The organism is Lysobacter sp. Root604, from assembly GCF_001427505.1.
Classification (GTDB): domain Bacteria; phylum Pseudomonadota; class Gammaproteobacteria; order Xanthomonadales; family Xanthomonadaceae; genus Lysobacter.
In genome coordinates, this window is record NZ_LMGS01000009.1 from 696,308 (window position 1) to 716,424 (window position 20,117).

The following is a 20,117-nucleotide window of genomic DNA, read 5'->3' on the forward strand; positions in this document are numbered from 1 at the left end:
AGCGGCGGCGCTAGTGTGATCCCACACCCGCCACAGGAACAAGCCCATGCCGCACATCGCCCTGCTGATTTCCGGACAGCCCGACGCCGCGCTCACGCGTGCGGTCGCGGCCGCGATCGCCGACCTCACCGTCGAGGTGCTGGGCAAGCCGCGCGAGCTGATCGCGCTGACCCTGCAGTACCTCGATCCCGCGCAGTGGATCATCGACGGCCATCCGCTCAGCGACTCCGGCCGCAACGCGTTCCAGCTGGATATCAGCATCACCGACGAGACCAACACCAAGGCCGAGAAGGCGCGTTACCTGGCTCAGGTGTATGCGCGCATGGAGGAACTGATCGGCAACCTGCACCCGACTTCCTACATCCACGTGATCGACGCCCGCGCCGCCGCCTACGGCTACGGCGGCCTGACCCAGGAGCGGCGTTACCAGCTGGCCGCGCGTTAGCCGGTCTCGCCCGCGATCTGCGCCAGCAGCCAGTCACGCAGCGCCGCGACCTCGGCGCTGGGCGGCCCGTTGTCGGCGTAGACCAGGTTGTGGCGATAGCCTTCCAGTGTGGGCCCGAACGGCTGCACCAACAGGCCGCTGGCCAGGTCGTCGGCGACCAGGGACAGACTCAGCAGGGCCACGCCCTGACCGGCGATCGCGGCCTGGATGGCGTGGCTGTCGTCGGTGAAGCGCAGGCCGGCGTCGACCGCGACGCCTTGCAGGCCCGCGCGTTCGCACCAGCCGCGCCAACTCGGCGTGCGCGCGGCGGGATGCCGCCATTCCACATGCAGCAAGGGCAGGGCGCGCAGGTCCTGCGGCGCGTGCAGCCCCAGGCGTGGGCTGCACACCGGCGCGAAACGGTCCTCGATCAGCGGCAGGCAGACCAGGCCGGGGTAGGGGCCTTGGCCGTAGCGGATCGCCGCGTCGGCGACGCCGGCCAGCAGGTCGACCGGATCGTCGGACGCGTGCAGGCGCAGATCGAATTCCGGGTAGGCGGCGCGGAACGCCGCCACGCGCGGCACCAGCCACTTGGCGGTGAACGACACCGTCGCCGACAGGGTGATCGCGCGACGGGCGCGGCGCGCGGCGATCGCCGCGATCGCGGCGGCGAAGGCGTCGAACCCCTCGCGCAGCACGGGGTATAAGCGCGCGGCATCGGCGGTCAGGGCGACCTGGCGCGTGCGGCGCTCGAACAGGCGTACGCCCAGTTGTTCTTCCAGCAAGCGGATCTGATGGCTGATCGCGGTCGGGGTGACCGCGAGCTCGTCGGCGGCGCGCTTGAAGCTGGCCAGGCGCGCGGCGGCCTCGAATGCGCGCAGGGCGCCGAGCGGGGGCAGGCGACGGGGGTTCATGGATGCGAAAAATTCATCTGATGCCTGAGGAATCGGAGTTTGTCGTCCTGCAATAGTGCGCGTCAAATGGGCGCCTAAGCCGGGAGTCGCGATGCTTATCAATGAGTATCGCTCATGCATTCCGGCGCCACTCCGAGACTGCCGCCATGACCCGATTGCTCCACCTCGATGCCAGTGCCCGCCCCCACGGTTCCGACACCCACGCCCACGGTTCGCACACGCGCCGCCTCAGCGCGCGCTTCGTGCGGCGCTGGCAGGCGCTGCGGCCGCAGGATCCGGTGGACTACCGCGATGTTGGCCAGTCGCCGCCGGCGCCGGTCAGCGGGGCCTGGATCCACGCCGCATTCACGCCCGCCGCCCAGCGCGAGCCGTGGATGCGCGAGACCCTGGCCGAGAGCGACGCCCTGGTCGATGAGCTGATCGCCGCCGACGTGATCGCGGTCGGCCTGCCCATGTACAACTTCAACGTCCCGGCCCAGTTCAAGGCCTACATCGACAACGTGGTGCGGGTCGGCCGTACCTTCGGCTTCGACCGCAGCCGCGGCGCCGAGCCCTACTGGCCGCTGTTGGCCGAAGCTGGCAAGACCCTGGTGCTGCTGGGCTCGCGCGGCGACTACGGCTACGACGGCGAACGCCTGGGCCATCTCAACCACGGCGAAGCCAGCGTGCGCACCGCGTTCGGCTATCTGGGCATCGTCGACGCGCACGGCGTGGCGATCGAGTACGACGAGTTTGCCGACGCGCGTCTGGCCGCATCGATCGCCGACGCGGAAGCGCGCGTGGATGCGCTGGTCGAGGACTTGGTGGCGGCCCGCAGCCTGCGCGACGCGGCCTGAGCCGGGCCCGCGCGCATGGCGCTTTGATTTTCCGCGCGCGCCACCTAATGTGGGCGGCCCACGCCGCCGCCCGCGGCCGATCGAACCTCGCGCGACCTTGAGAACCGTTTCCGCCACCCGCTATGTCACGCCGCTGCGCGAAGGCGGTTCGCTGCCGGCCGTGGTCGAGGGCGACGACGACGGCCTGTACGTGCTCAAGTTCCGCGGCGCCGGCCAGGGCCGCAAGGCCTTGATCGCCGAGTTGATCGGCGGCGAGCTCGCGCGCGCGCTCGGTCTGCCGATGCCGGAGATCGTGCTGGCCGAGCTCGACCCAGAACTGGCGCGCACCGAGCCCGATCCCGAGATCCAGCACCTGATCCGCGAAAGCGCCGGCCTCAACCTGGCGCTCGACTACCTGCCCGGCGCGGTCAATTACGACCCGCTGGTGGACCAGCCCGATGCGGCACTGGCCTCGCGCGTGGTCTGGTTCGACGCCTACCTGAGCAATGTCGACCGCACCGCCCGCAACACCAATCTGCTGATCTGGCATCGCCGCCTGCATCTGATCGACCACGGCGCCGCGCTGTATTTCCACCATGACTGGGACAGCGCGCAACGCGCCAGCGCGGGTACGTTCGCGCAGGTGCAGGACCACGTGCTGCTGCCGCTGGCGCGCGAGTTGCGTGCCGCCGACGCCGAGCTCGCGCCGCAGCTCACGCCGGCGCTGATCGAGCGCGTCGTCGGCCTGCTGCCCGATGCCTGGCTGGGCGACGAACCCGGCTTCGCCGATGCCGATGCCCTGCGTCGCGGCTATGCCGACTATCTCCAGCGCCGGGTCGCCGAGCGCGCCGGTTTCGTCGAGGAGGCCGTGCGTGCCCAATCGCGCTACCTATGACTACGCCGTGGTGCGGGTGGTGCCGCGCGTGGAGCGCGGCGAGTTCGTCAATGCCGGCGTGCTGGTGTCGTGCCCGGGCGCCGGCCTGCTCCAGGCCGGGATCGAGCTGGACGAAGCGCGCGTGCTGGCGCTGGACCCGAACCTGGATCTGGAATCGCTGCGCGCGCACCTGGCCGCGATCGAACGCATTTGCCGCGGCGGTCCGGGCTCCGGGCCGATCGGCGAACTGCCGGCGCGTGCGCGCTTCCACTGGCTGACCGCGCGGCGCAGTTCCATCATCCAGATGTCGCCCGTGCACACCGGGCGCTGCCTGCAGCCCGAGGGCGTCCTCGATCATCTGCTCGCGCGCATGGTGCGTCCGATCGCGCCGCAGGCGCGCTGACTCGCGTCGCGTCGCTCAGGCGCGGGTCGCGTCGCCTTGGCCGCCCAGCACCAGGGTAGTGCGGGTGCCGCGACCGACGTCGGACTCGAAGCTCAGGGTCCAGCCCAGGTGTTCGCACAGCCGCGAGATCAGGTCCAGGCCGATGCCGCCGCCGTCGCGGTCGCCGCCGCCGCGCGCGATGCGCGCATAGATCGCGCTGATTTCTTCCGGGCTCATGCCGTGGCCGGGGTCGTCGATGATCACCGTGGCCGGCGCCTGCAGCCGGATCAGGATTTCGCCGCGGTCGCTGTGTTCGATCGCGTTGCGCAGCAGGTTGCCGATTGCGGCCTGCACGATGGGCAGCGGCGCGACGATCTCGCAGGCCGGCAACGGCGCCAGGGTCAGGCGCAGGTGCTTGTCGCGGGTGAGCTGGCGATGGTCGTCGACGATCTCCGGCAGCAACTGGTCCAGGGCGACGCGGTCGCTGGCGCGGGCCAGGCGCGCGGGATCCTTGGCCAGGGCCAGCAGCAGCGAGATCAGCCGCTCCACGTCCTGCGAGGTGCGGCGGATGCGGCCTAGCTGGTGGCGTACGGGCGCGGGCAGGTCGGGCTGATCCAGGGCCAGCTCGGTGGCGCCCACGATCACCGCGATCGGGGTGCGCAGCTCGTGGCTGGCGCTGTCGATGAAGGCGCGTTCGCGCTCGACGAAGCGTTCGTTGCGCTGCAGGTAGTCGTTGAGCGAGTCGGCGATCACCACCAGTTCGGCGCTGGCCGCGTGCGGCACGTCGATGCGTTGGCCGGACTGATCGGGGCGCAGGCGCGCGATGCGCTCGGCCAAGGTGCTCAAGGGCTGCATCAGCCGATCCACGCCCAGCGCGATCAGCAGCGACAGCATCACCAGGGTCGTGATCGCCGCGCCGGCGATGGTCAGCGTCATGTCGAACTCGCGCGCCTCCAGGTCGCTGATGTCCAGCGACAGCACGACCCGGCGGCCGTCGATATCGCGCACCAGCGCAACGTGCTCTACGCCGCCGACCAGCACCTCGTCGTGCACCCCGGGCGGCAGCCCGCGCAATTCGACCGGCACCCGCGCGGATTCGCGGCTGTCGTAGAGCTTGATGCTGGCGGTGTCGGTCCAGTGGTAGTTCGGGTCGACGCGGCTGCGTTCGCCGAAATGGTCGAGCTCGGATTCCAGCAGGGTCTGCCAGACCAGGCGCTCGACATGCTCGTTGACGATGATGCCCTGCGCGACCACCGCCACCGTCAGCAGCGCGGTGAAGGCGAGCAGGCCCAGCAGGATGCGCCGGCGCAGGCTGCTTCGCTTATCCGCCATGGGCGCCCTCGATCATGTCCGCGGCGGCGACTTCGGCCAGGCGGTAGCCGACCCGCGGCAGGGTCTGGATCAGCTTGTTCGGGTAGGGCCCGTCGACGCTGCGACGCAGTTCGTAGATATGCGAGCGCAGCATGTCGCCGTCGGGCGGGCTATCGCCCCACAGCGCGTGCTCCAGGCGTTCGCGCGTGACCGCGGCCGGGCTGGATTGCATCAGCACCTCCAGCAGCTTGCGGCAGGCCGGGTACAGGTGCAGGGCGCGGCCGCCGCGGCTGACCTCCAGTGTGGTCAGGTCGTAACGCAGGTCGGCGATCTGCAGCACGCGGCTGCGCCCGCGTCCGCTGGCGCGCGCGATCAGCGCCTCCAGGCGCACTTCCAGCTCCGGCAGCGCGAACGGCTTGGTCAGGTAGTCGTCGGCGCCGGCGCGGAAGCCGGCGATCTTGTCGGGCAGTTCGTCGCGTGCGGTCAGCATCAGCACCGGCACCTCATTGCCGGCGTCGCGCAAGGCGCGCAGCACGCCATGGCCATCCAGGCGCGGCAGCATCCAGTCCAGCACGATCGCGTCGTAGCGCTGGGTCACGGCCAGATGCAGGCCGGTGGCGCCGTCGGGCGCGGCGTCCAGGGTGTAGCCGCGCGCCTCGAAGTACTCGAACAGGTTCGCCACCAGGCTCCGGTTGTCTTCCACCACCAACACACGCATACGTCCGGATTCTCCCTGCCCGCCAGTCGCCAGGCGCGCCCGACTGACCAGTATTCGCGCCGCCACGTCGGAACGACGTAGGAACGGCGGAAACGATACTCCTACGCCCGCGCGCCCGGCGCGGCGCCCGCGGTCAGCCGGCGTTTAGCTGCGGGCCGCCGCGGAGTCGGTTTTTAACGAAGCCCGAATTCGGCTCCTACCGCTCTCCGACACGCGCGTTCCGATCATCGCCGCAGCTTCCACTTCGTGCCGGCTCGGACCGGCCGCACTCGATGAAATCTCCCGCGGCACCCAAGCACAGCATGCACAGCGGCCCGTCCTGGCCGGCCCACCATCCCGGCCTGGACCGCATCGCGGGCGCCGCCGCGCGCGACGAGTCCTTCTATTTCAGCCACTTCTGGCTGCCCCTATTGGCCTTCGCGATCCTCGCCGTCGGCCTGATGCTGCTGCACGGCGACGTCTGGCTGGCGGACCGCCTGTACGCCTGGCAGGGCCATCGCTGGGCGCTGAAGAACGCGTTCGCCACCCAGACCCTGATCCATATCGGCGGTCGCGACCTCAGCACCGCGGCCTGGCTGGCGGTCGTCGTGGCCTGGCTGGTGGCGCGCTTGCGCAGCGATCTGGCACCGCTGCGCAAGCCGCTGGCGTATCTGGTGCTGTCGACTCTGTTGGCGACGGCGGTGGTGGCCTGGATCAAGTCCTGGACGAACATGGACTGCCCCTGGGACCTGCTGCGCTACGGTGGCGACCGGCCCTACATCGGCCTGCTCGGGCTGCGCCCGATCGGCCTGTCGCGCGGGGTCTGCTTTCCGGCCGGCCATGCCAGCGGCGGCTACGCCTGGATGGCGCTGTACTTCTTCTTCCTGGCGGTGCGTCCGCGGCTGCGTTGGCTGGGCCTGGCGATCGGCGTGGGCACGGGCTTGCTGTTCGGCGTTTCCCAGCAGCTGCGCGGCGCGCACTTCCTTTCGCACGATCTGTGGACCGTGACGATCTGCTGGATGAGCGCGCTGGGCATGTACCGCCTGTTCTGGGGACGGGCCGGAGCGCGCGAGCGCGCCGACGTCGCGGCCTTCGATTACGCCGCGGACATCGCCGCCGGCTCGCCCGCCGCCCGCCGGCAGGACCTCGCATGAGCGCGATCGCGCGGCCGCAGGTCGCCCAGCCCGATCGCACCAGCGCGCTGCTGACCTATCGCCCGCAGCTGAGCCTGGAAACGCTGGCGCTGATCGCCAGCCTGTTCTTCACCGTGTTCTGCAACGGCTCGTTCTTCACCGCCGTGGCCCAGACCGGCGTGTTGCATGGGCCCGGCGGCTGGCTGACCGCCTTGAGTCTGTTCGCGATGGTCGCGGCGCTGAACATGCTGCTGCTGTGCCTGGTGCTGTACCGGCCGATCGCCAAGCCGGTGCTGATCGTGCTGCTGCTGACCACCGCGATGGCGGTGCGCTACATGAGCCAGTACACGGTGTACCTGGACACCGACATGATCCGCAACATCCTGCACACCGACACCAAGGAGTCGAGCGAGCTGATCTCCTGGCGGTTGCTGCCGTCGCTGCTCCTGTACGGCGTGCTGCCGTCCCTGATGGTCTGGCGCGTGCGCCTGAAGCCGCGCTCGTTCAAGCGCGCGGCGCTGATCCGCGTCGCCTGCGTGGTCGGCGCGCTCGCGATCGCCTGCGGCGCGGCGCTGCTGTCGTTCCAGAACCTGTCGTCGTTGATGCGCAACCACCGCGAGGTGCGGCACCTGATCACGCCGGGCAATTATGTGATGTCGCTGGCGCGGGTCGCGTTCGAGGACCGCAGCGGCGGCAACCACGCGCGCGAACCGGTCGGCCAGGACGCCAAGCTCGTGGGCCGGCCCGCCGGCGCGAAGCCGCGTCTGCTGGTGATCGTGGTCGGCGAGACCGTGCGCGCGCAGAACTGGGGCTTGAACGGTTACGCGCGCCAGACCACGCCCGAACTGGCCAAGATCGGCCCGATCAATTTCCCCGACGTCACCGCCTGCGGTTCGGCCACCGAGGTCTCGGTGCCGTGCATGTTCTCGCCCTGGGGGCGCGGCCGTTACGACAAGGACCGGATCAAGCATTCGCAGTCCCTGCTGCACGTGCTCGAATACGCCGGGCTGAAGACCCTGTGGCGCGACAATCAAACCGGTTGCAAGGGCGTCTGCGACGGTCTGGCCTTCGAGTCCTTCGAACACGGTACGCAAACGCCGTACTGCAATGCCGAAGGCTGCATGGACGAAGTCATGCTGCAGGGCCTGGACGCTGAGTTGGCCAAGCGACCGGGCGATGCGGTAGTGGTGCTGCATCAGTTGGGCAACCACGGCCCGGCCTACTACAAGCGCTATCCGCAGCGGCTGAAGAAATTCACGCCGGTGTGCGAGACCTCGGACCTGGGCCAGTGCAGCCTGGCCGAGATCGTCAACGCCTACGACAACGCGGTGCTGGGCACCGACGATTTCCTGGCCCGCACCATCCGCCAACTGTCCGAGATGAGCGGGCGCGACACCGCGATGATCTATGTATCCGATCACGGCGAATCGCTGGGCGAGAACGGCCTGTTCCTGCATGGCGTGCCTTACGCGATCGCGCCGAAGACCCAGCTGCACGTGCCGATGGTGATGTGGCTGTCGCCGGGCTTCGCCGCCAGCCGCGGCATCGACACCGCCTGCCTGCGTCGCGAGGCCGGGCAACCGGCCAGCCACGACAACCTGTTCCATTCGGTGCTGGGCCTGATGCAGGTGCGCAGCTCGGTCTACGACCCCAAGCTGGATCTGTTCGGGCGTTGCGGGCGACCCGCCTGAGCCGCTGCGCGTTCGTCGCGACGGGCGCAGAATCGGGACGGGACCGCTCGCCGCGAGGCCGCGCATGAACACCTTACCGACCTGGTTCTTGTGGGCCTTGGGCTCGGCGGCATTCGCCGCGCTGACCGCGATCTTCGCCAAGCTCGGTTTGCGCGGCGTGGACTCGGACTACGCCACCCTCATCCGCACCTGGGTGATCGTGCTGGCGCTGACGATGTTCGTCGTCTATGCCGGCAAGTGGAGCGATCCCAGCCAGCTGTCGGCCAGGACCTGGACCTTTCTGATCCTGTCGGGCCTGGCTACCGGCGCTTCCTGGCTGTGCTATTTCCGCGCCTTGCAGATCGGTCAGGCCTCGCAGGTCGCGCCGGTGGATAAGCTCAGCCTGCTGCTGGTCGCGGTATTCGCGGTCGTGTTCCTGGGCGAGCGGCCGAGTCCGCGCGAGTGGCTGGGCATCGCGATGGTCGGCGCGGGCGTGTTGGTGCTGGGCTGGCGGCGCTAGCGCAGCAGCGCGCCCAGCATCGCGCCGATCAGGCCCAGCGCCGGCATCGTCGCGCTCCAGCGCAGCGCGTGTCCGCCCAGGCCGCCGCGCATGCCGCGCCGGCGCGAATGCGGTCCGCGCCTAGCCATGCGCGTGCGCCCGCTCGGCCAGGGCGCGGATATCGCGCGCTTCCAGCACTGCTTTCGGCGCGCCGTGGCGCGCGGCTTCCAGCATGGCCAGGCCGATGCTCTCGGTGCTGAGGATCTGGTTCGGCAGCAGCGCGCGCAGCGGCGACAGCAGCGGCCGGGTCAGGGCGTAGAACCAGCGGTAGGCCGGCGTGCTCGAACGCGCGCCGTGCAGCGGCTGAATCACGCCGGGCCGGAACAGATACATCGCCTGAAACGGCAGGCGTCGCAGCGCGTTCTCGGTGCGTCCCTTGACCCGCGCCCACATGCTGCGGCCGCGCTCGCTGCTGTCGGTGCCGGCACCGGAGACGTAGACGAAGCGCATGCCCGGATTCAGGCGCGCCAGGGTCTGCGCGGCCGCCAGGGTGAGCTCGTAGGTGATGCGGCTGTAGTCGGCCTCGTTCATGCCGCCGGCGGACACGCCCAGGCAGAAGTAGCAGGCGTCGTAGCCGTGCAGGCGGTCTTCGATCGCGCGGTAGTCGTACAGATTCGCGTGCACGATTTCCCGCAGTTTCGGATCGCGCCGGCCGCTGGCGCTGCGCCCGACCGTAGTCACCCGGCTCACGTCGTCGGCGAGCAGGCATTCGCGCAGCACGCCCTGGCCGACCATGCCGGTGGCGCCGAAGATCAACACGTTCATGACGGCGCCCTCAGGCTTGCGGCAGCGACGGGATCGCCGGCGCGCCATGATCGATGGACACGCTCAACTCGCGCCAGCGTTGCGCCTGCGCCGTGCGCGCGGTTTCGGCGGCATCGACGAAGTGCAGCGCATCGCTGCCCAGCAGCAGGTGCAGCGGCGGATCCTCCATGCGCGCGACTGTGAGCACCGCCAGCGCGACCTTGGCCGGATCGCCGTTCTCGTTGCCCAGGTACTGGCTCAGCAGTTCGGCCAAGGCGCCGACCGAGGGCCGGTAATCGGGCCAGATCTCGGGCAGGTTGCGGCCGGCGATCTCGCCCCAGCCCGTGCGCATGCCGCCGGGTTCGAGCACGCTGATGCGCACGCCGAAGGGCGCGACCTCCTGGCTCAAGGCCTCGCTGAAGCCGCCGACCGCCCACTTCGCGGCCTGGTAGGCGCTGAGGCCGGGCGCGCCGATGCGGCCGCCGACCGAGGAGATCTGCAGGATGCGGCCGCCGCGCTGCGAGCGCATCACCGGCAGGGCGGCGCGGGTCAGGTTGACCACGCCGTAGAAGTTGGTATCGATCTGGGCGCGGAACGCGGCTTCGTCGGTTTGTTCGAACGGTGCCAGCTCGCCGTAGCCGGCATTGTTGACCAGCACGTCGAGGCGGCCGTAGACGTCGATCGCCGTCTGCACCGCCGCGCGCGCGGCGATCGCATCGGTGACGTCCAGCGCGACCGCGCGCACTTGCCCGGGGTAGCGCGCGACCAGGTCGGCGAGGGTGTCGGGATCGCGTGCGGTGGCGACCACGCGTTCGCCGGCGGCGAGCGCGGCTTCGACGATCTGACGGCCGAGGCCGCGGGAACTACCGGTGACTAACCAGACTTGGGAGGACATGGGCGGGGACCTGGGCGATGAGGTGGATGGATTGTTTGTGAGTGCTTAATCACTCATTAAATCGGGCAAACGAACACGGCGTCGCCGCCGCGTTTCAGTGGGTGATAGCGTTCCAGAACGCTTCGAAACCGGAGTCGGTGTAGCGCTGGGCGCGCTCGGGCTCGCGTCCCACGAATTCCATCGTGGTGTCGGCCAAAGCCGCCATGATCGAAGCCACGAATTGCTGCGGCAGATCGCGCAGCGCGCCGGCGGCGATGCTCTCGTCGAGCAGGGCGCCGAACTCGGCGAACATGCGCATGCCCTCGGCGCGGCTCTCGGCGGTCACGCGCTCGCTCACGCCCAGTTGGGCGATGGTCTTGCGCTTGGCCGGATGGCGCACGCCCCAGGCCACGTAGCCGGTGAAGATGTGGCGTGCGCGTTCCTTCAGCGCGGCGTCGCGCGGATAGGTCGACAGCATCGCCTCGTGCATCTCGGTCTTGATCTCCAGATAGAGCTGATTGAACAGCTCGTCCTTGGTGCTGAAGTACGTGAACAAGGTGCCCTCGGCCACGCCCGCGCGCTGGGCGATCTTCGCCGTCGGCGCGCTCGCGCCCAGCTCGGCGATCACCTGGATCGCGGCGGCGAGGATGGCGTTGCGCTTGTCTTCGCTTTTGGGGCGGGCCATGGTCGGGCAGCAATTGAGTGCGTACTCAATCATATTGGGGTTTTGGCGGTCGGCGCAAGCCTGTGCCGACGAGCGGTTCTGGACGGAACTTGACGAAATGGAAAAAATAGCTTTCCAATATAGAAAATAACCACGGTCCGCGTGGTTGTAACCGCCACCGGAGCCGCAGCGCGCATGCCTCAACCGTCCCGCCGCCTGCAGCTCGCGATCGAACCCCTGCCGCTGCGCACGCCGCTGCGCATCGCCGGTCACGCCTTCGCGGCGATGCCGGCCCTGGTCGCGCAGTTGCAGCAGGACGGCTGTCGCGGCCGCGGCGAGGCCAGCGGCGTCTATTACTTCGGCGACGACCCGCCCACGATGCAGGCGAGCGTGCTTGCGCAACGCGAGGCGATCGAGTCCGGCATCGATCGCGAGGCCTTGCGCGCACTGCTGCCGCCGGGCGGCGCGCGCAACGCGATCGATTGCGCGCTGTGGGAACTGGAGGCGCAGTTGAGCGGCCGGCCGGTGTGGGCGCTGGCCGGCATCGACGCGCCGCAGCCGCTGACCACGATGTTCACCCTGGGCGCGGACGACCCCGCCACCGTGGCCGCCGGTGCGCGCGCGCATGCGCAAGCGCGGGTGCTGAAACTCAAGTTGGACGGCGACGCCGATGCCGATTGCGCGCGCGTGCGCGCCGCCCGCGCGGCCCGACCCGATGCGACCTTGGCGGTGGATGCCAATCAGGGCTATCGCCTGGACAGCATCGCGCCGCTGATCGCGGTGTTGCATGAGCAAGGCGTGCGTTTGCTCGAGCAGCCGTTCGCGCGCGGCAGCGACGCCGACCTGGACGCGCTGGACAGCGGCTTGGAACTGATCGCCGACGAAAGCGTGCAGGGCCTGGACGACATCGAAGCGTTGGTCGGCCGCTATCGCGTGGTCAACATCAAGCTGGACAAATGCGGCGGCCTCACCGAAGCCCTGCTGATGGTCGAGCGCGCGCGCGCGCTGGGCCTGAAGACCATGGTCGGCAACATGCTCGGCAGCAGCTGGGCGGCGGCGCCCGCGTTCGTGCTCGCGCAGCGCTGCGACTACGTCGATCTCGACGGCCCCAGCTTCATCGCCCAGGACCGCGCCGAGGCGGTGTTCTACCGCGACGGGCGCATCCATTGCCCGGCGTCCGTCTGGGGCGACGGCGTCGCGTCCCGCCTATCCCCGATCTCCACGGAGTCCATCGCATGAGCGACGATCTGTCCCCGCGCCTGAGCCGGCGCGCGCTGCTGCTGGCGTCGGCCGGCGCCGCCCTGGCCCTGAATTTGCGCGGCGCCGCCGCTGCGAAGCGGCCGCGTCGCGCCGATCCCGGGCGCTATTCGGCGCGCGCCCGCGCCGTCGTCGAACGCGGGCTGGTGATCGACATGCTGGCGCCGCTGCGCCTGGACCTGCGGCCCGACGTCTATACGCGCACGCTCAGCGAAGCCGAGATCGCCGATTTCCGCGCCAGCGGCATCGACGTGTTCCACAACGCCTGGGGCCTGGAGGGCGCCGATGCGCGCGAGCGCGTGGCCGAGTACCTGGCGGGCTGGCACGGCTTCCTGGCCCGCCACAGCGACCTGTTCCTGCTGGTCGACCGCGCCGCCGACCTGGACCGCGCCAAGCGCGACGGCAAGATCGCGGTGATCGCCGGCGTGCAGAACGCCGAGCAGTTCCGCAGCAAGGACGACGTCAAGTTCTTCCACGGCCTGGGCCTGCGCTGCGCCCAGCTGACCTACAACGCCCAGACCCTGATCGGTTCGGGCAGCACCGAGCGCGAGGATGGCGGCCTCAGCGATTACGGCGTGGCGATCGTGCAGGAGATGGAGCGCGTCGGCGTGCTGGTCGACGTGTCGCACTGCGGCGCGCGCACCACCCTGGATGCGATCGAACTGGCCAAGGGGCCGATCGCGATCACCCATTCCAATTGCCGCGCGCTCAACGACCATCCGCGCCTGAAGACCGACGAGGCGATCCGCAAGCTCGCGGCCAAGGGCGGCGTGATGGGCATCACCGGCGTGCGCATGTTCGTCGGCGCCAAGGAGCCGACCACCATCGACGGCATCGTCGATCACATCGACCACGTCGCCAAGTTGGTCGGCATCGAGCATGTGGGCATCGGCTCCGACGCCGACCTGTACGGCTACGACGCCATGCCGGCCGACCAGCTCAAGGCCCTGCGCGCGGCCTACAAGGCCAGCTACGGCTTCCGCGAGCGCATCGATATCGAGGGCTTCGACCGCCCGACCAAGATCTACGAGCTGACCGAAGCGCTGATCAAGCGCGGCTATGCCGACGCCGACATCGAAGCCGTGCTCGGCGGCAATTTCCGTCGCTTGCTCGGCCAAGTCTGGCGCTGAGCGATCGATCCGCAACATCCGTGTTTCATCCGCAGTCGCATTCCATTCCCGGGGGGGAACTCATGCACAACCAAGATCGCCGTCGTCTCGACCCCAATGCCCTGGGCTGGTGCATCGCCCTGGCCTTATCCGCGGCGCCGGGCATCGCCCTGGCGCAGGACGCCGCCGCCGAACCGGACCAGCGCAAACCCTCGGCGACCTTGGAAACCGTCACCGTCACCGCGCAGAAGCGCGCCGAGGACGAGCGCAAGGTGCCGGCGGCAATCAGCGTGGTGGGCGAGCAGCAGCTGGAGAGCCAGCACGTCACCCAGCTGTCCGACCTCAACGGCTACCTGCCGGCGATGACTATCGACGACGGCGGCACGCCCGGGCAGACCAGCGTGTCGTTGCGCGGCATTCCTACCTTGGGCCCGAGCGCGGTGGTCGCGGCCTACATCGACGATACCCCGCTGGGCTCCAGCGGCAACCTCGCGCGTTCGGGCGCCTTCCTGCTCGATCTGCTGCCCTACGACATCGAGCGCGTGGAAGTGCTGCGCGGCCCGCAAGGCACGCTGTACGGCGCCAGCGCGATGGGCGGCTTGCTCAAGTACGTGCTCAAGGATCCCGATCTGGACGCCCACGAGGGCCGTGCCGGCGTGGGCGTGTCCAACGTCAAGGGCGCCGACGGCACCGGCTGGAACGCGCGGGCCAGCGTCAATGCGCCGTTGATTCCCGGCAAGCTCGCCTTGCGCGCGTCGTTCGCCAACGAATTCACCCCCGGCTGGGTCGATAACCACTTCAGCGGTCGCCAGGGCATCAACGACACGCACCAACGCAGCGGGTTGGCGTCTGTGCTGTGGCAGCCCAACGACGATGTGCGTTTGAAGGTGACCGCGCTGCATCAGCGCATCGATGCCGACGACAACAGTCTGGTCACGCTCGATGCCCTGACCCTGCAGCCCAGCTTCGGCCGCGATGCCACCGGCAAGCCGGTGCGCGAGCGTTTCGAGAAGCAGGTGGATTATCTCGCCGCCACGCTCAACTGGGATCTGCAATGGGCGGACTTCGTGTCCGCCACCAGCTACTCAAAGACCGACTTGCTGCAGGTCAACGATTTGAGCAAGACCTATGGCCCGGTGATTCCGGCAATTCTCGGCGAGCCCGAGGGACGGTCGGTATTCCCGCTGACGCTGGGACTGAAGAAATGGACCCAGGAATTCCGCCTGGCGTCCAAGTCCGAGGGGCCGGTGGAGTGGCTGTTGGGCGCGTTCTATACCCACGAGCGTTCCACCAATCATCAAAGCGCGAGCTCCGAATCCCTGGCCGGCGTACCGACCGCCTTGGACCCGTTGCTGGTCGCCGACCTGCCGTCGAGCTATCGCGAGCACGCACTGTTCGGCAATCTGACCTACAAGTTCAGCGAGCGCTTCGACGTCACCGCCGGCCTGCGCTATGCGAGCAACGATCAGAGCTTCAAGCAAATCATCAGCGCCGGCAGCCTGGCCGACGTCGGGGTCACGCCGGGCGCCTCGTCCGAGGAGGTCGTCACCTACCTGCTTGGTTCGCGCTGGCATCTGAGCGACGACGACATGCTGTACCTGCGCGTAGCCAGCGGCTATCGGCCGGGTGGGCCCAATATCGCCTTGCCGGGCGTTCCGCCGACTGTGGACGCCGACAGCCTAGTGAACTACGAACTGGGTTGGAAATCCCTGTTGCTGGATGGGCGTGCGTCGATCGATCTGGCCGCGTATCGGATCGACTGGGAGGACATGCAGCTCTCGGCGTCGACGCCTAATGGGCTGAGCTATTTCGCCAACGCCGGAAGCGCGCGCAGTGAGGGCATTGAGCTGACGTCTGCGTTCAAGCTTACTCCCAACTTGCTGGTCGGCTTCAACGCGTCCTATACCGATGCGAAGCTCCGCGACCAGGCCGATTCACTGGGCGGTGCGGCCGGGGACCGATTGCCCGGCATTCCCAAATGGACGATGGCCGCGACCGCCGACTACAACTTCGCATTGCCCGCGGGCATGTCCGGCCACGTCGGCGGCAGCTACCACTGGCTCGGCGAGCGCAAGAGCAACGTCGACAGCAATCCGCAGGCGGTGAGCCTGGCCAGCAGCGGCCAACTCAATCTCAACGCCGATGTGTCCAAGGGCCGCTGGACCCTGCGCCTGTACGTGCGCAACCTGACCGACAACCGCGACTACAGCGCGATATCGCCGGTCTTCAACGGTATCACCGGCGATCTGCGCGAATGGCAGGCCGTCCGCCTGCAACCGCGCACCGTGGGCCTGGAATTCGATGTCTGGTTCTGAGCTCGCCCGTACCGGTGCCGCGCGTCGCCGCGCGGCACGATCCCGTGGAATGTCTCGCAACGGAATGCCCGCATGTCGCTAGCTAACGCCTGTTCGAACGATGCCCTGCCGATGCTGGATCTGCCGCAGCCCTATCTGCTGTTTCTCGGCGATACCGCCGCGCCGGCCTATGCCAAGACCGCGTTCGGCCTGCGCGATTGGGCCAGCGAACGCTGCCTGGGCGAGTACGCCTTGCCCGGCGGCGTGAGCCTGGGCATGAGCGCGCTCACGCCGGCGCAGGCGCGCGCGGCCGGTGCGCGCGCGATGGTGATCGGCGTGGCCAACGTCGGCGGCGTGATCCCCGCGCACTGGTTGCCGGCGCTGTTGGAGGCGCTGGCGCAGGGCTTGGACCTGGTCGCCGGCATGCACGCGCGCCTGGCCGATATCCCGGCCTTGCGCGAACAGGCCTCGCGGCATGGGCGGCGACTGATCGACGTGCGCGAGCCACCACGGGGCCTGCCGGTGGCCAGCGGCCGCAAGCGCAGCGGGCAGCGCCTGCTCACCGTCGGCACCGACTGCGCGCTGGGTAAGAAGTACACCGCGCTGAGCCTGGCGCGGGCGATGCGCGCGCTGGGCGTGGATGCCGATTTCCGCGCCAGCGGCCAGACCGGCATCCTGATCGCCGGACGTGGCCTGCCGATGGATGCGGTGGTGTCGGACTTCGCCGCCGGCGCCGCCGAGTGGCTGAGTCCCGACGCCGATCCCGCGCACTGGGACGTGATCGAAGGACAGGGCTCGCTGTCGCATCCGGCCTATGCGGGCGTGGCGCTGGCCCTGCTGCACGGCAGCCAGCCCGATGCGATCGTGGTCTGCCACGAGCCCGGGCGGCGCGAAGTGCTGGGCTATCCGGGCTATGCGCTGCCGTCGATCGAGGAGACCATCGAACTCAATCTGTTGCTGGGCCGACGCACCAATCCGGCGATCCGCTGCGCCGGCATCAGCCTCAACACCGCGCATCTGGACGATGCCGCCGCGCAGGCGCTGATCGCCAGCGAAAGCCTGCGGCTGGGTCTGCCGGTGGCCGATCCGATCCGCGGCGGCCCCGCCTTGCAGGCGCTGGTGCATTCCTGCCTCGGACGTTCGGGCTAGGCCGGCGATGACCGACACCGCGCGTGCGTCGTGGTTCCAGCGCTATCTGCTGCCCGGCTTCGCTTTCAAGGCGGTGGTCATAGGCGGCGGCTACGCCACCGGGCGCGAGTTGGCGGAGTTCTTCCTGCCCGGCGGTCCCTGGGGCGGCATCGCCGGCATGCTGTTGGCGATGGCATTGTGGAGCGCGATCTGCATGGCGACGTTCGCGTTCGCCTATGCCGCGCGCACCTACGACTACCGCAGTTTCTTCCGCGCCTTGCTGGGACCGTTCTGGGGCCTGTTCGAGCTCGCCTACCTGGCGCTGCTGATCGTGTTGCTGGCGGTGTTCGGCGCCGCCGCCGGGGCTATCGGCCAGGCCATGTTCGGGTGGCCGCCGCTGCTGGGCACCCTCGGTCTGATGCTGGCCATCGCCGCGGTGGTCAGCTTCGGCAACGACGCGGTGGAGCGCTTGTTCAAGTGGGTGTCGGTCTTCCTCTACGGCATCTACGCGCTGTTTCTGCTGCTCGCGTTGTCGCGCTTCGGCGATCGCATCGCGGCCAATTTCGCCAGCGCCCCCGCTGCCGAGGACTGGGCGCTGAACGGTCTGACCTACGCCGGCTACAACATCATCGGCGCGGTGGTGATCCTGCCGATCGTGCGCCACTTCCGCAGCCGTCGCGAAGCGGCGGTGGCGGGGTTGATCGCCGGGCCGTTGGCGATGCTGCCGGCGATCGCGTTCTTCGTCTGCATGATCGCCTACTACCCGCAGATCGCCGACGAAGCGCTGCCTTCCGATTTCCTGCTGCAACGATTGCGCTGGCCGCTGTTTCACAGCCTGTTCCAGCTGATGATCTTGTCCGCTCTGCTGGAGAGCGGCGCGGGCGCCGTTCACGCCATCAACGAACGCGTCGCCACGGCCTGGCACGCGCGTCGCGGTAGCGATCTGTCGCGCGGCGGACGCGGTTTGATCGCGACGGCCTTGTTGGCCGGTTCGATCTTTCTGGCCGACCACGTGGGCCTGGTGGGGCTGATCGCACAAGGCTATCGCGGCCTGTCCTACGTGCTGCTGGCGGTGTACGTGCTGCCGCTGCTGAGCTGGGGGCTGTGGCTGTTGCTGTACGGACGTTTGCGGCCAATCCCAAAACCTTATCCATCGATCGATACCGGAGAACAAGCATGAGGTTCCCGCGCTGCACCCATCTGCTCGCCGCCGCCGCGCTGGTCGTCGGCATCGGCATTGCCCATGCCGATCCCGCGCCAACGCCGGCGCCAGCGCCGCCAACAGCGTCCGCCGAGGTCGCGCCCGCGCGCCTGGACGCGCAGGACGTCGCCGCCTATGTCGACGGCGTCGTCGATGCCTACCGCCGTCGCTACGGCATCGCCGGCGTCACCGTGGCGGTGGTCGATGCGCAGGGCCCGCTGCTGTTGAAGGGCTATGGCCTGGCCGGGCAGAACCCGGCGCGGCCGGTCACTGCCGAGGCCAGCCTGTTCCGGATCGGCTCGGTGTCCAAGACCTTCACCTATCTGGAAGCGCTGAAGCTGATCGAGGCCGGCAAGCTCAAGCTGGACGCGCCGGTCAACGACTATCTGCCCGACGAGCTCAAGCTGCCCGACGACGGCTACCGCCCGGTGCTGGTGCGCCACCTGCTCACCCACACCGCCGGCTACGAGGACTCCGCGTTCGGCCACCTGTTCGCCAAGGAGCCCAAGGCCGCGCTCAGCCTGCACGACTATGTGCTGCGCCATCGCCCGCAGCGCGTGCGCGAGGCCGGCCAGCACGCGGTGTATTCCAACTACAGCGTGACCCTGCTGGGTCTGGTGCTGTCGCGCGTGGCCGGGGTGCCGTTCGAGAGCCTGATCGAGCGCGACCTGTTCCAGCCCATGGGCATGCACCGCACCACCTTCCGCGAGCCGCTGGGCGCGCAGGATCCGCGCAACGCCGGGCCGGCCTTCAAGGGCCTGTGGTCCGACGGCCACCTGCGCAGCCAGGGCGGCTACAAGACCGAGGGCTTCGAGTACATCGCCCAGGTCGGCCCGGCCGGCGCGGTGTCCAGCGATGCCGCCGACATGGCGCGCTACCTGCGCATGCTGCTCAACCGCGGCGAACTCGACGGCCAGCGCATCGTGCCGGCGGCGGCTTTCGCCAAGCTGGAGGGCGCGCCGCTGTTCCGCACCGCGCCGGATGCGACCGGCTTCGCCTACGGCTATTTCCGTCGCCAGTACGGACAGGTGCACAGCCTGGAGCACGGCGGCGCCACCCTGTACTTCCACTCCAATATGGTCGCGGTGCCGGAGCTGGGTTTCGGCGTGTTCGTGTCCACCAACACCGACACCGGCGTGCGCCTGGCTGCGGAGCTGCCCGCGCTGCTGCTGCAGCGCTACTTCGAACGCGCGCGGCCCGGGCCCTTGCCGGCACTGTCCAAGGACGCGGCCAAGCTGGCCCAGCCCTACGTGGGCAAGTACCAGGGCGAGCGCCGCAACTACCGCGCGTTCGAAAAGCTGCTGACCGCGTCCAATGCCGAGGTCGGCGTCACCGACGAGGGCTATCTGACCCTGAGCGCGGGCGGCGAGACTTCGCGCTGGGTGCTGGAGAAGCCGGACGTGTTCCGCGCGGTCGACGGCCCCGGCCGGCTCGCGTTCCTGCGCGAGGGCGGGGCGGTGGTCGGCTTCGTCTCGCCTTACGGCCACGACGTGCTCGACCGGGTCGGCGCTTTCAACGATCCCAACCTGCTCTACGCGGCGCTGGGCCTGGCGGTACTGGCCGCGCTGGGCGTGCTGACCGGCGCCTGGCTGCGGCGCAAGCGTCCGGCCGCCGATCGCAAGGCGGCCGGGCAGGGCAGCGCACGCCTGCTGGCCTGGACCGCCGTGGCCTGGCTGCTGTTCGCGGTGCTGTTCGGCGTGGCCTTCGCCCAGATCGCCGCGGCCGGCAACGACGCCGTCTTCAGCTATCCCGCGCCGCTGCTGCGCTTGGCCCTGTGGTCGGCGCTGCTGCCGCTGGCGCTGAGCCTGCTCAGCCTGATGCGGCTGTGGTCGGCCTGGCGCGCGCCGGACTTCGGCTTCTGGCGCAAGCTCCGCCACAGCCTGGCCCTGCTGGTGTTCCTGGCCGCGGCCTGGGGCCTGTGGTTCTGGAACGTGCTGCCCTGGCGGGTCTGAGCCGGCGGCCGGCCCTGCCTGGGGCCGGTCCCCTGCCAACGGCCAGGGTCTGGGGCCGCCGAGAGCGGCCCCACGTGCTTTGCCGGTGGCGCAACCGGCAACACGCCGAGTCTCG

Annotated in this window: 20 protein-coding genes; 13 read left to right on the forward strand and 7 right to left on the reverse strand. The window is 69.4% G+C overall.

From position 1 onward, the window contains the following. The first annotated feature begins 46 nt into the window (after nt 1-46). Complete coding sequence (locus ASD69_RS11405; protein ID WP_056177901.1) at nt 47-445, forward strand: tautomerase family protein; 399 nt, start codon at nt 47-49, stop codon at nt 443-445. Here the strand turns inward: ASD69_RS11405 and gcvA are convergent. After that, nucleotides 442-1,338, reverse strand: a complete 897-nt coding sequence (gene gcvA / locus ASD69_RS11410; RefSeq protein ID WP_056177903.1) for a transcriptional regulator GcvA — start codon at nt 1,336-1,338, stop codon at nt 442-444. The genes ASD69_RS11405 and gcvA overlap by 4 nt on opposite strands. A 146-nt stretch (nt 1,339-1,484) precedes the next feature. Between gcvA and ASD69_RS11415 the strand changes: the two genes are divergently transcribed. The 3 genes from ASD69_RS11415 to ASD69_RS11425 all read left to right on the forward strand — a co-directional run bounded on the left by ASD69_RS11415 (nt 1,485) and on the right by ASD69_RS11425 (nt 3,430). Beyond that, nucleotides 1,485-2,174, forward strand: a complete 690-nt coding sequence (locus tag ASD69_RS11415; protein WP_056177906.1) for an NAD(P)H-dependent oxidoreductase — start codon at nt 1,485-1,487, stop codon at nt 2,172-2,174. A gap of 97 nt (nt 2,175-2,271) precedes the next feature. Beyond that, nucleotides 2,272-3,048, forward strand: a complete 777-nt coding sequence (locus ASD69_RS11420; protein WP_056177908.1) for a HipA family kinase — start codon at nt 2,272-2,274, stop codon at nt 3,046-3,048. Continuing rightward, nucleotides 3,026-3,430 carry a DUF3037 domain-containing protein gene (locus ASD69_RS11425; RefSeq protein ID WP_056177910.1) on the forward strand — a complete coding sequence of 135 codons (405 nt, stop codon included), beginning with the start codon at nt 3,026-3,028 and terminating at the stop codon, nt 3,428-3,430. The genes ASD69_RS11420 and ASD69_RS11425 overlap by 23 nt, the downstream gene beginning before the upstream one ends. A gap of 15 nt (nt 3,431-3,445) precedes the next feature. On the opposite strand, the gene ASD69_RS11430 is transcribed toward ASD69_RS11425, so the two are convergent. Together ASD69_RS11430 and ASD69_RS11435 are read right to left on the reverse strand one after the other, a co-directional pair. Next, complete coding sequence (locus ASD69_RS11430) at nt 3,446-4,741, reverse strand: HAMP domain-containing sensor histidine kinase (RefSeq protein WP_056177911.1); 1,296 nt, start codon at nt 4,739-4,741, stop codon at nt 3,446-3,448. Continuing rightward, nucleotides 4,731-5,438, reverse strand: coding sequence for a response regulator transcription factor (locus ASD69_RS11435; protein ID WP_056177913.1), 708 nt, complete (start codon nt 5,436-5,438; stop codon nt 4,731-4,733). The genes ASD69_RS11430 and ASD69_RS11435 overlap by 11 nt, the downstream gene beginning before the upstream one ends. Nucleotides 5,439-5,710: 272 nt before the next feature. Between ASD69_RS11435 and ASD69_RS11440 the strand changes: the two genes are divergently transcribed. The 3 genes from ASD69_RS11440 (at nt 5,711) to ASD69_RS11450 (ending at nt 8,740) form a co-directional block, all read left to right on the forward strand. Beyond that, on the forward strand, nt 5,711-6,571 hold the full coding sequence (locus ASD69_RS11440; protein WP_235567201.1) for a phosphatase PAP2 family protein: 861 nt from the start codon (nt 5,711-5,713) through the stop codon (nt 6,569-6,571). Further along, the gene (locus tag ASD69_RS11445) at nt 6,568-8,241 is read left to right on the forward strand and encodes a phosphoethanolamine--lipid A transferase (protein WP_056177915.1); all 1,674 of its coding nucleotides are present in this window, start codon (nt 6,568-6,570) and stop codon (nt 8,239-8,241) included. Before ASD69_RS11440 ends, ASD69_RS11445 begins: the two co-directional genes overlap by 4 nt. Nucleotides 8,242-8,305: 64 nt before the next feature. After that, complete coding sequence (locus tag ASD69_RS11450; protein ID WP_056177917.1) at nt 8,306-8,740, forward strand: EamA family transporter; 435 nt, start codon at nt 8,306-8,308, stop codon at nt 8,738-8,740. Here ASD69_RS11450 and ASD69_RS22905 read toward each other — a convergent pair. From ASD69_RS22905 to ASD69_RS11465, 4 genes are all read right to left on the reverse strand, one after another. Further along, nucleotides 8,737-8,868 (reverse strand): hypothetical protein, encoded by a 132-nt coding sequence (locus ASD69_RS22905; RefSeq protein ID WP_255356373.1) that lies wholly within the window; start codon nt 8,866-8,868, stop codon nt 8,737-8,739. The genes ASD69_RS11450 and ASD69_RS22905 overlap by 4 nt on opposite strands. Continuing rightward, entirely contained in the window at nt 8,861-9,544 is a 684-nt protein-coding gene (locus tag ASD69_RS11455; protein ID WP_056177919.1) for an NAD(P)H-binding protein, read from the reverse strand. Before ASD69_RS11455 ends, ASD69_RS22905 begins: the two co-directional genes overlap by 8 nt. A 10-nt stretch (nt 9,545-9,554) precedes the next feature. Further along, complete coding sequence (locus ASD69_RS11460; protein WP_056177921.1) at nt 9,555-10,418, reverse strand: SDR family NAD(P)-dependent oxidoreductase; 864 nt, start codon at nt 10,416-10,418, stop codon at nt 9,555-9,557. A 94-nt stretch (nt 10,419-10,512) separates the two neighbouring features. Continuing rightward, entirely contained in the window at nt 10,513-11,082 is a 570-nt protein-coding gene (locus ASD69_RS11465; protein ID WP_056177923.1) for a TetR/AcrR family transcriptional regulator, read from the reverse strand. Between the two features lie 174 nt (nt 11,083-11,256). Here ASD69_RS11465 and ASD69_RS11470 point away from each other — a divergent pair, with 174 nt between their 5' ends. The 6 genes from ASD69_RS11470 (at nt 11,257) to ASD69_RS11495 (ending at nt 20,002) form a co-directional block, all read left to right on the forward strand. After that, the gene (locus ASD69_RS11470; RefSeq protein WP_056177924.1) at nt 11,257-12,300 is read left to right on the forward strand and encodes a dipeptide epimerase; all 1,044 of its coding nucleotides are present in this window, start codon (nt 11,257-11,259) and stop codon (nt 12,298-12,300) included. Beyond that, on the forward strand, nt 12,297-13,448 hold the full coding sequence (locus tag ASD69_RS11475) for a membrane dipeptidase (protein WP_056177927.1): 1,152 nt from the start codon (nt 12,297-12,299) through the stop codon (nt 13,446-13,448). The genes ASD69_RS11470 and ASD69_RS11475 overlap by 4 nt, the downstream gene beginning before the upstream one ends. Nucleotides 13,449-13,510: 62 nt before the next feature. Further along, entirely contained in the window at nt 13,511-15,742 is a 2,232-nt protein-coding gene (locus tag ASD69_RS11480) for a TonB-dependent receptor (RefSeq protein ID WP_056177929.1), read from the forward strand. Nucleotides 15,743-15,814: 72 nt separating this feature from the next. Then, the gene (locus ASD69_RS11485) at nt 15,815-16,870 is read left to right on the forward strand and encodes a DUF1611 domain-containing protein (protein ID WP_082576435.1); all 1,056 of its coding nucleotides are present in this window, start codon (nt 15,815-15,817) and stop codon (nt 16,868-16,870) included. A gap of 7 nt (nt 16,871-16,877) precedes the next feature. Further along, entirely contained in the window at nt 16,878-18,029 is a 1,152-nt protein-coding gene (locus ASD69_RS11490) for a hypothetical protein (RefSeq protein ID WP_056177931.1), read from the forward strand. Then, nucleotides 18,026-20,002: a serine hydrolase domain-containing protein gene (locus tag ASD69_RS11495; RefSeq protein ID WP_056177933.1), complete on the forward strand. Its 1,977-nt coding sequence runs from the start codon at nt 18,026-18,028 to the stop codon at nt 20,000-20,002. Before ASD69_RS11490 ends, ASD69_RS11495 begins: the two co-directional genes overlap by 4 nt. Nucleotides 20,003-20,117 lie beyond the last annotated feature (115 nt).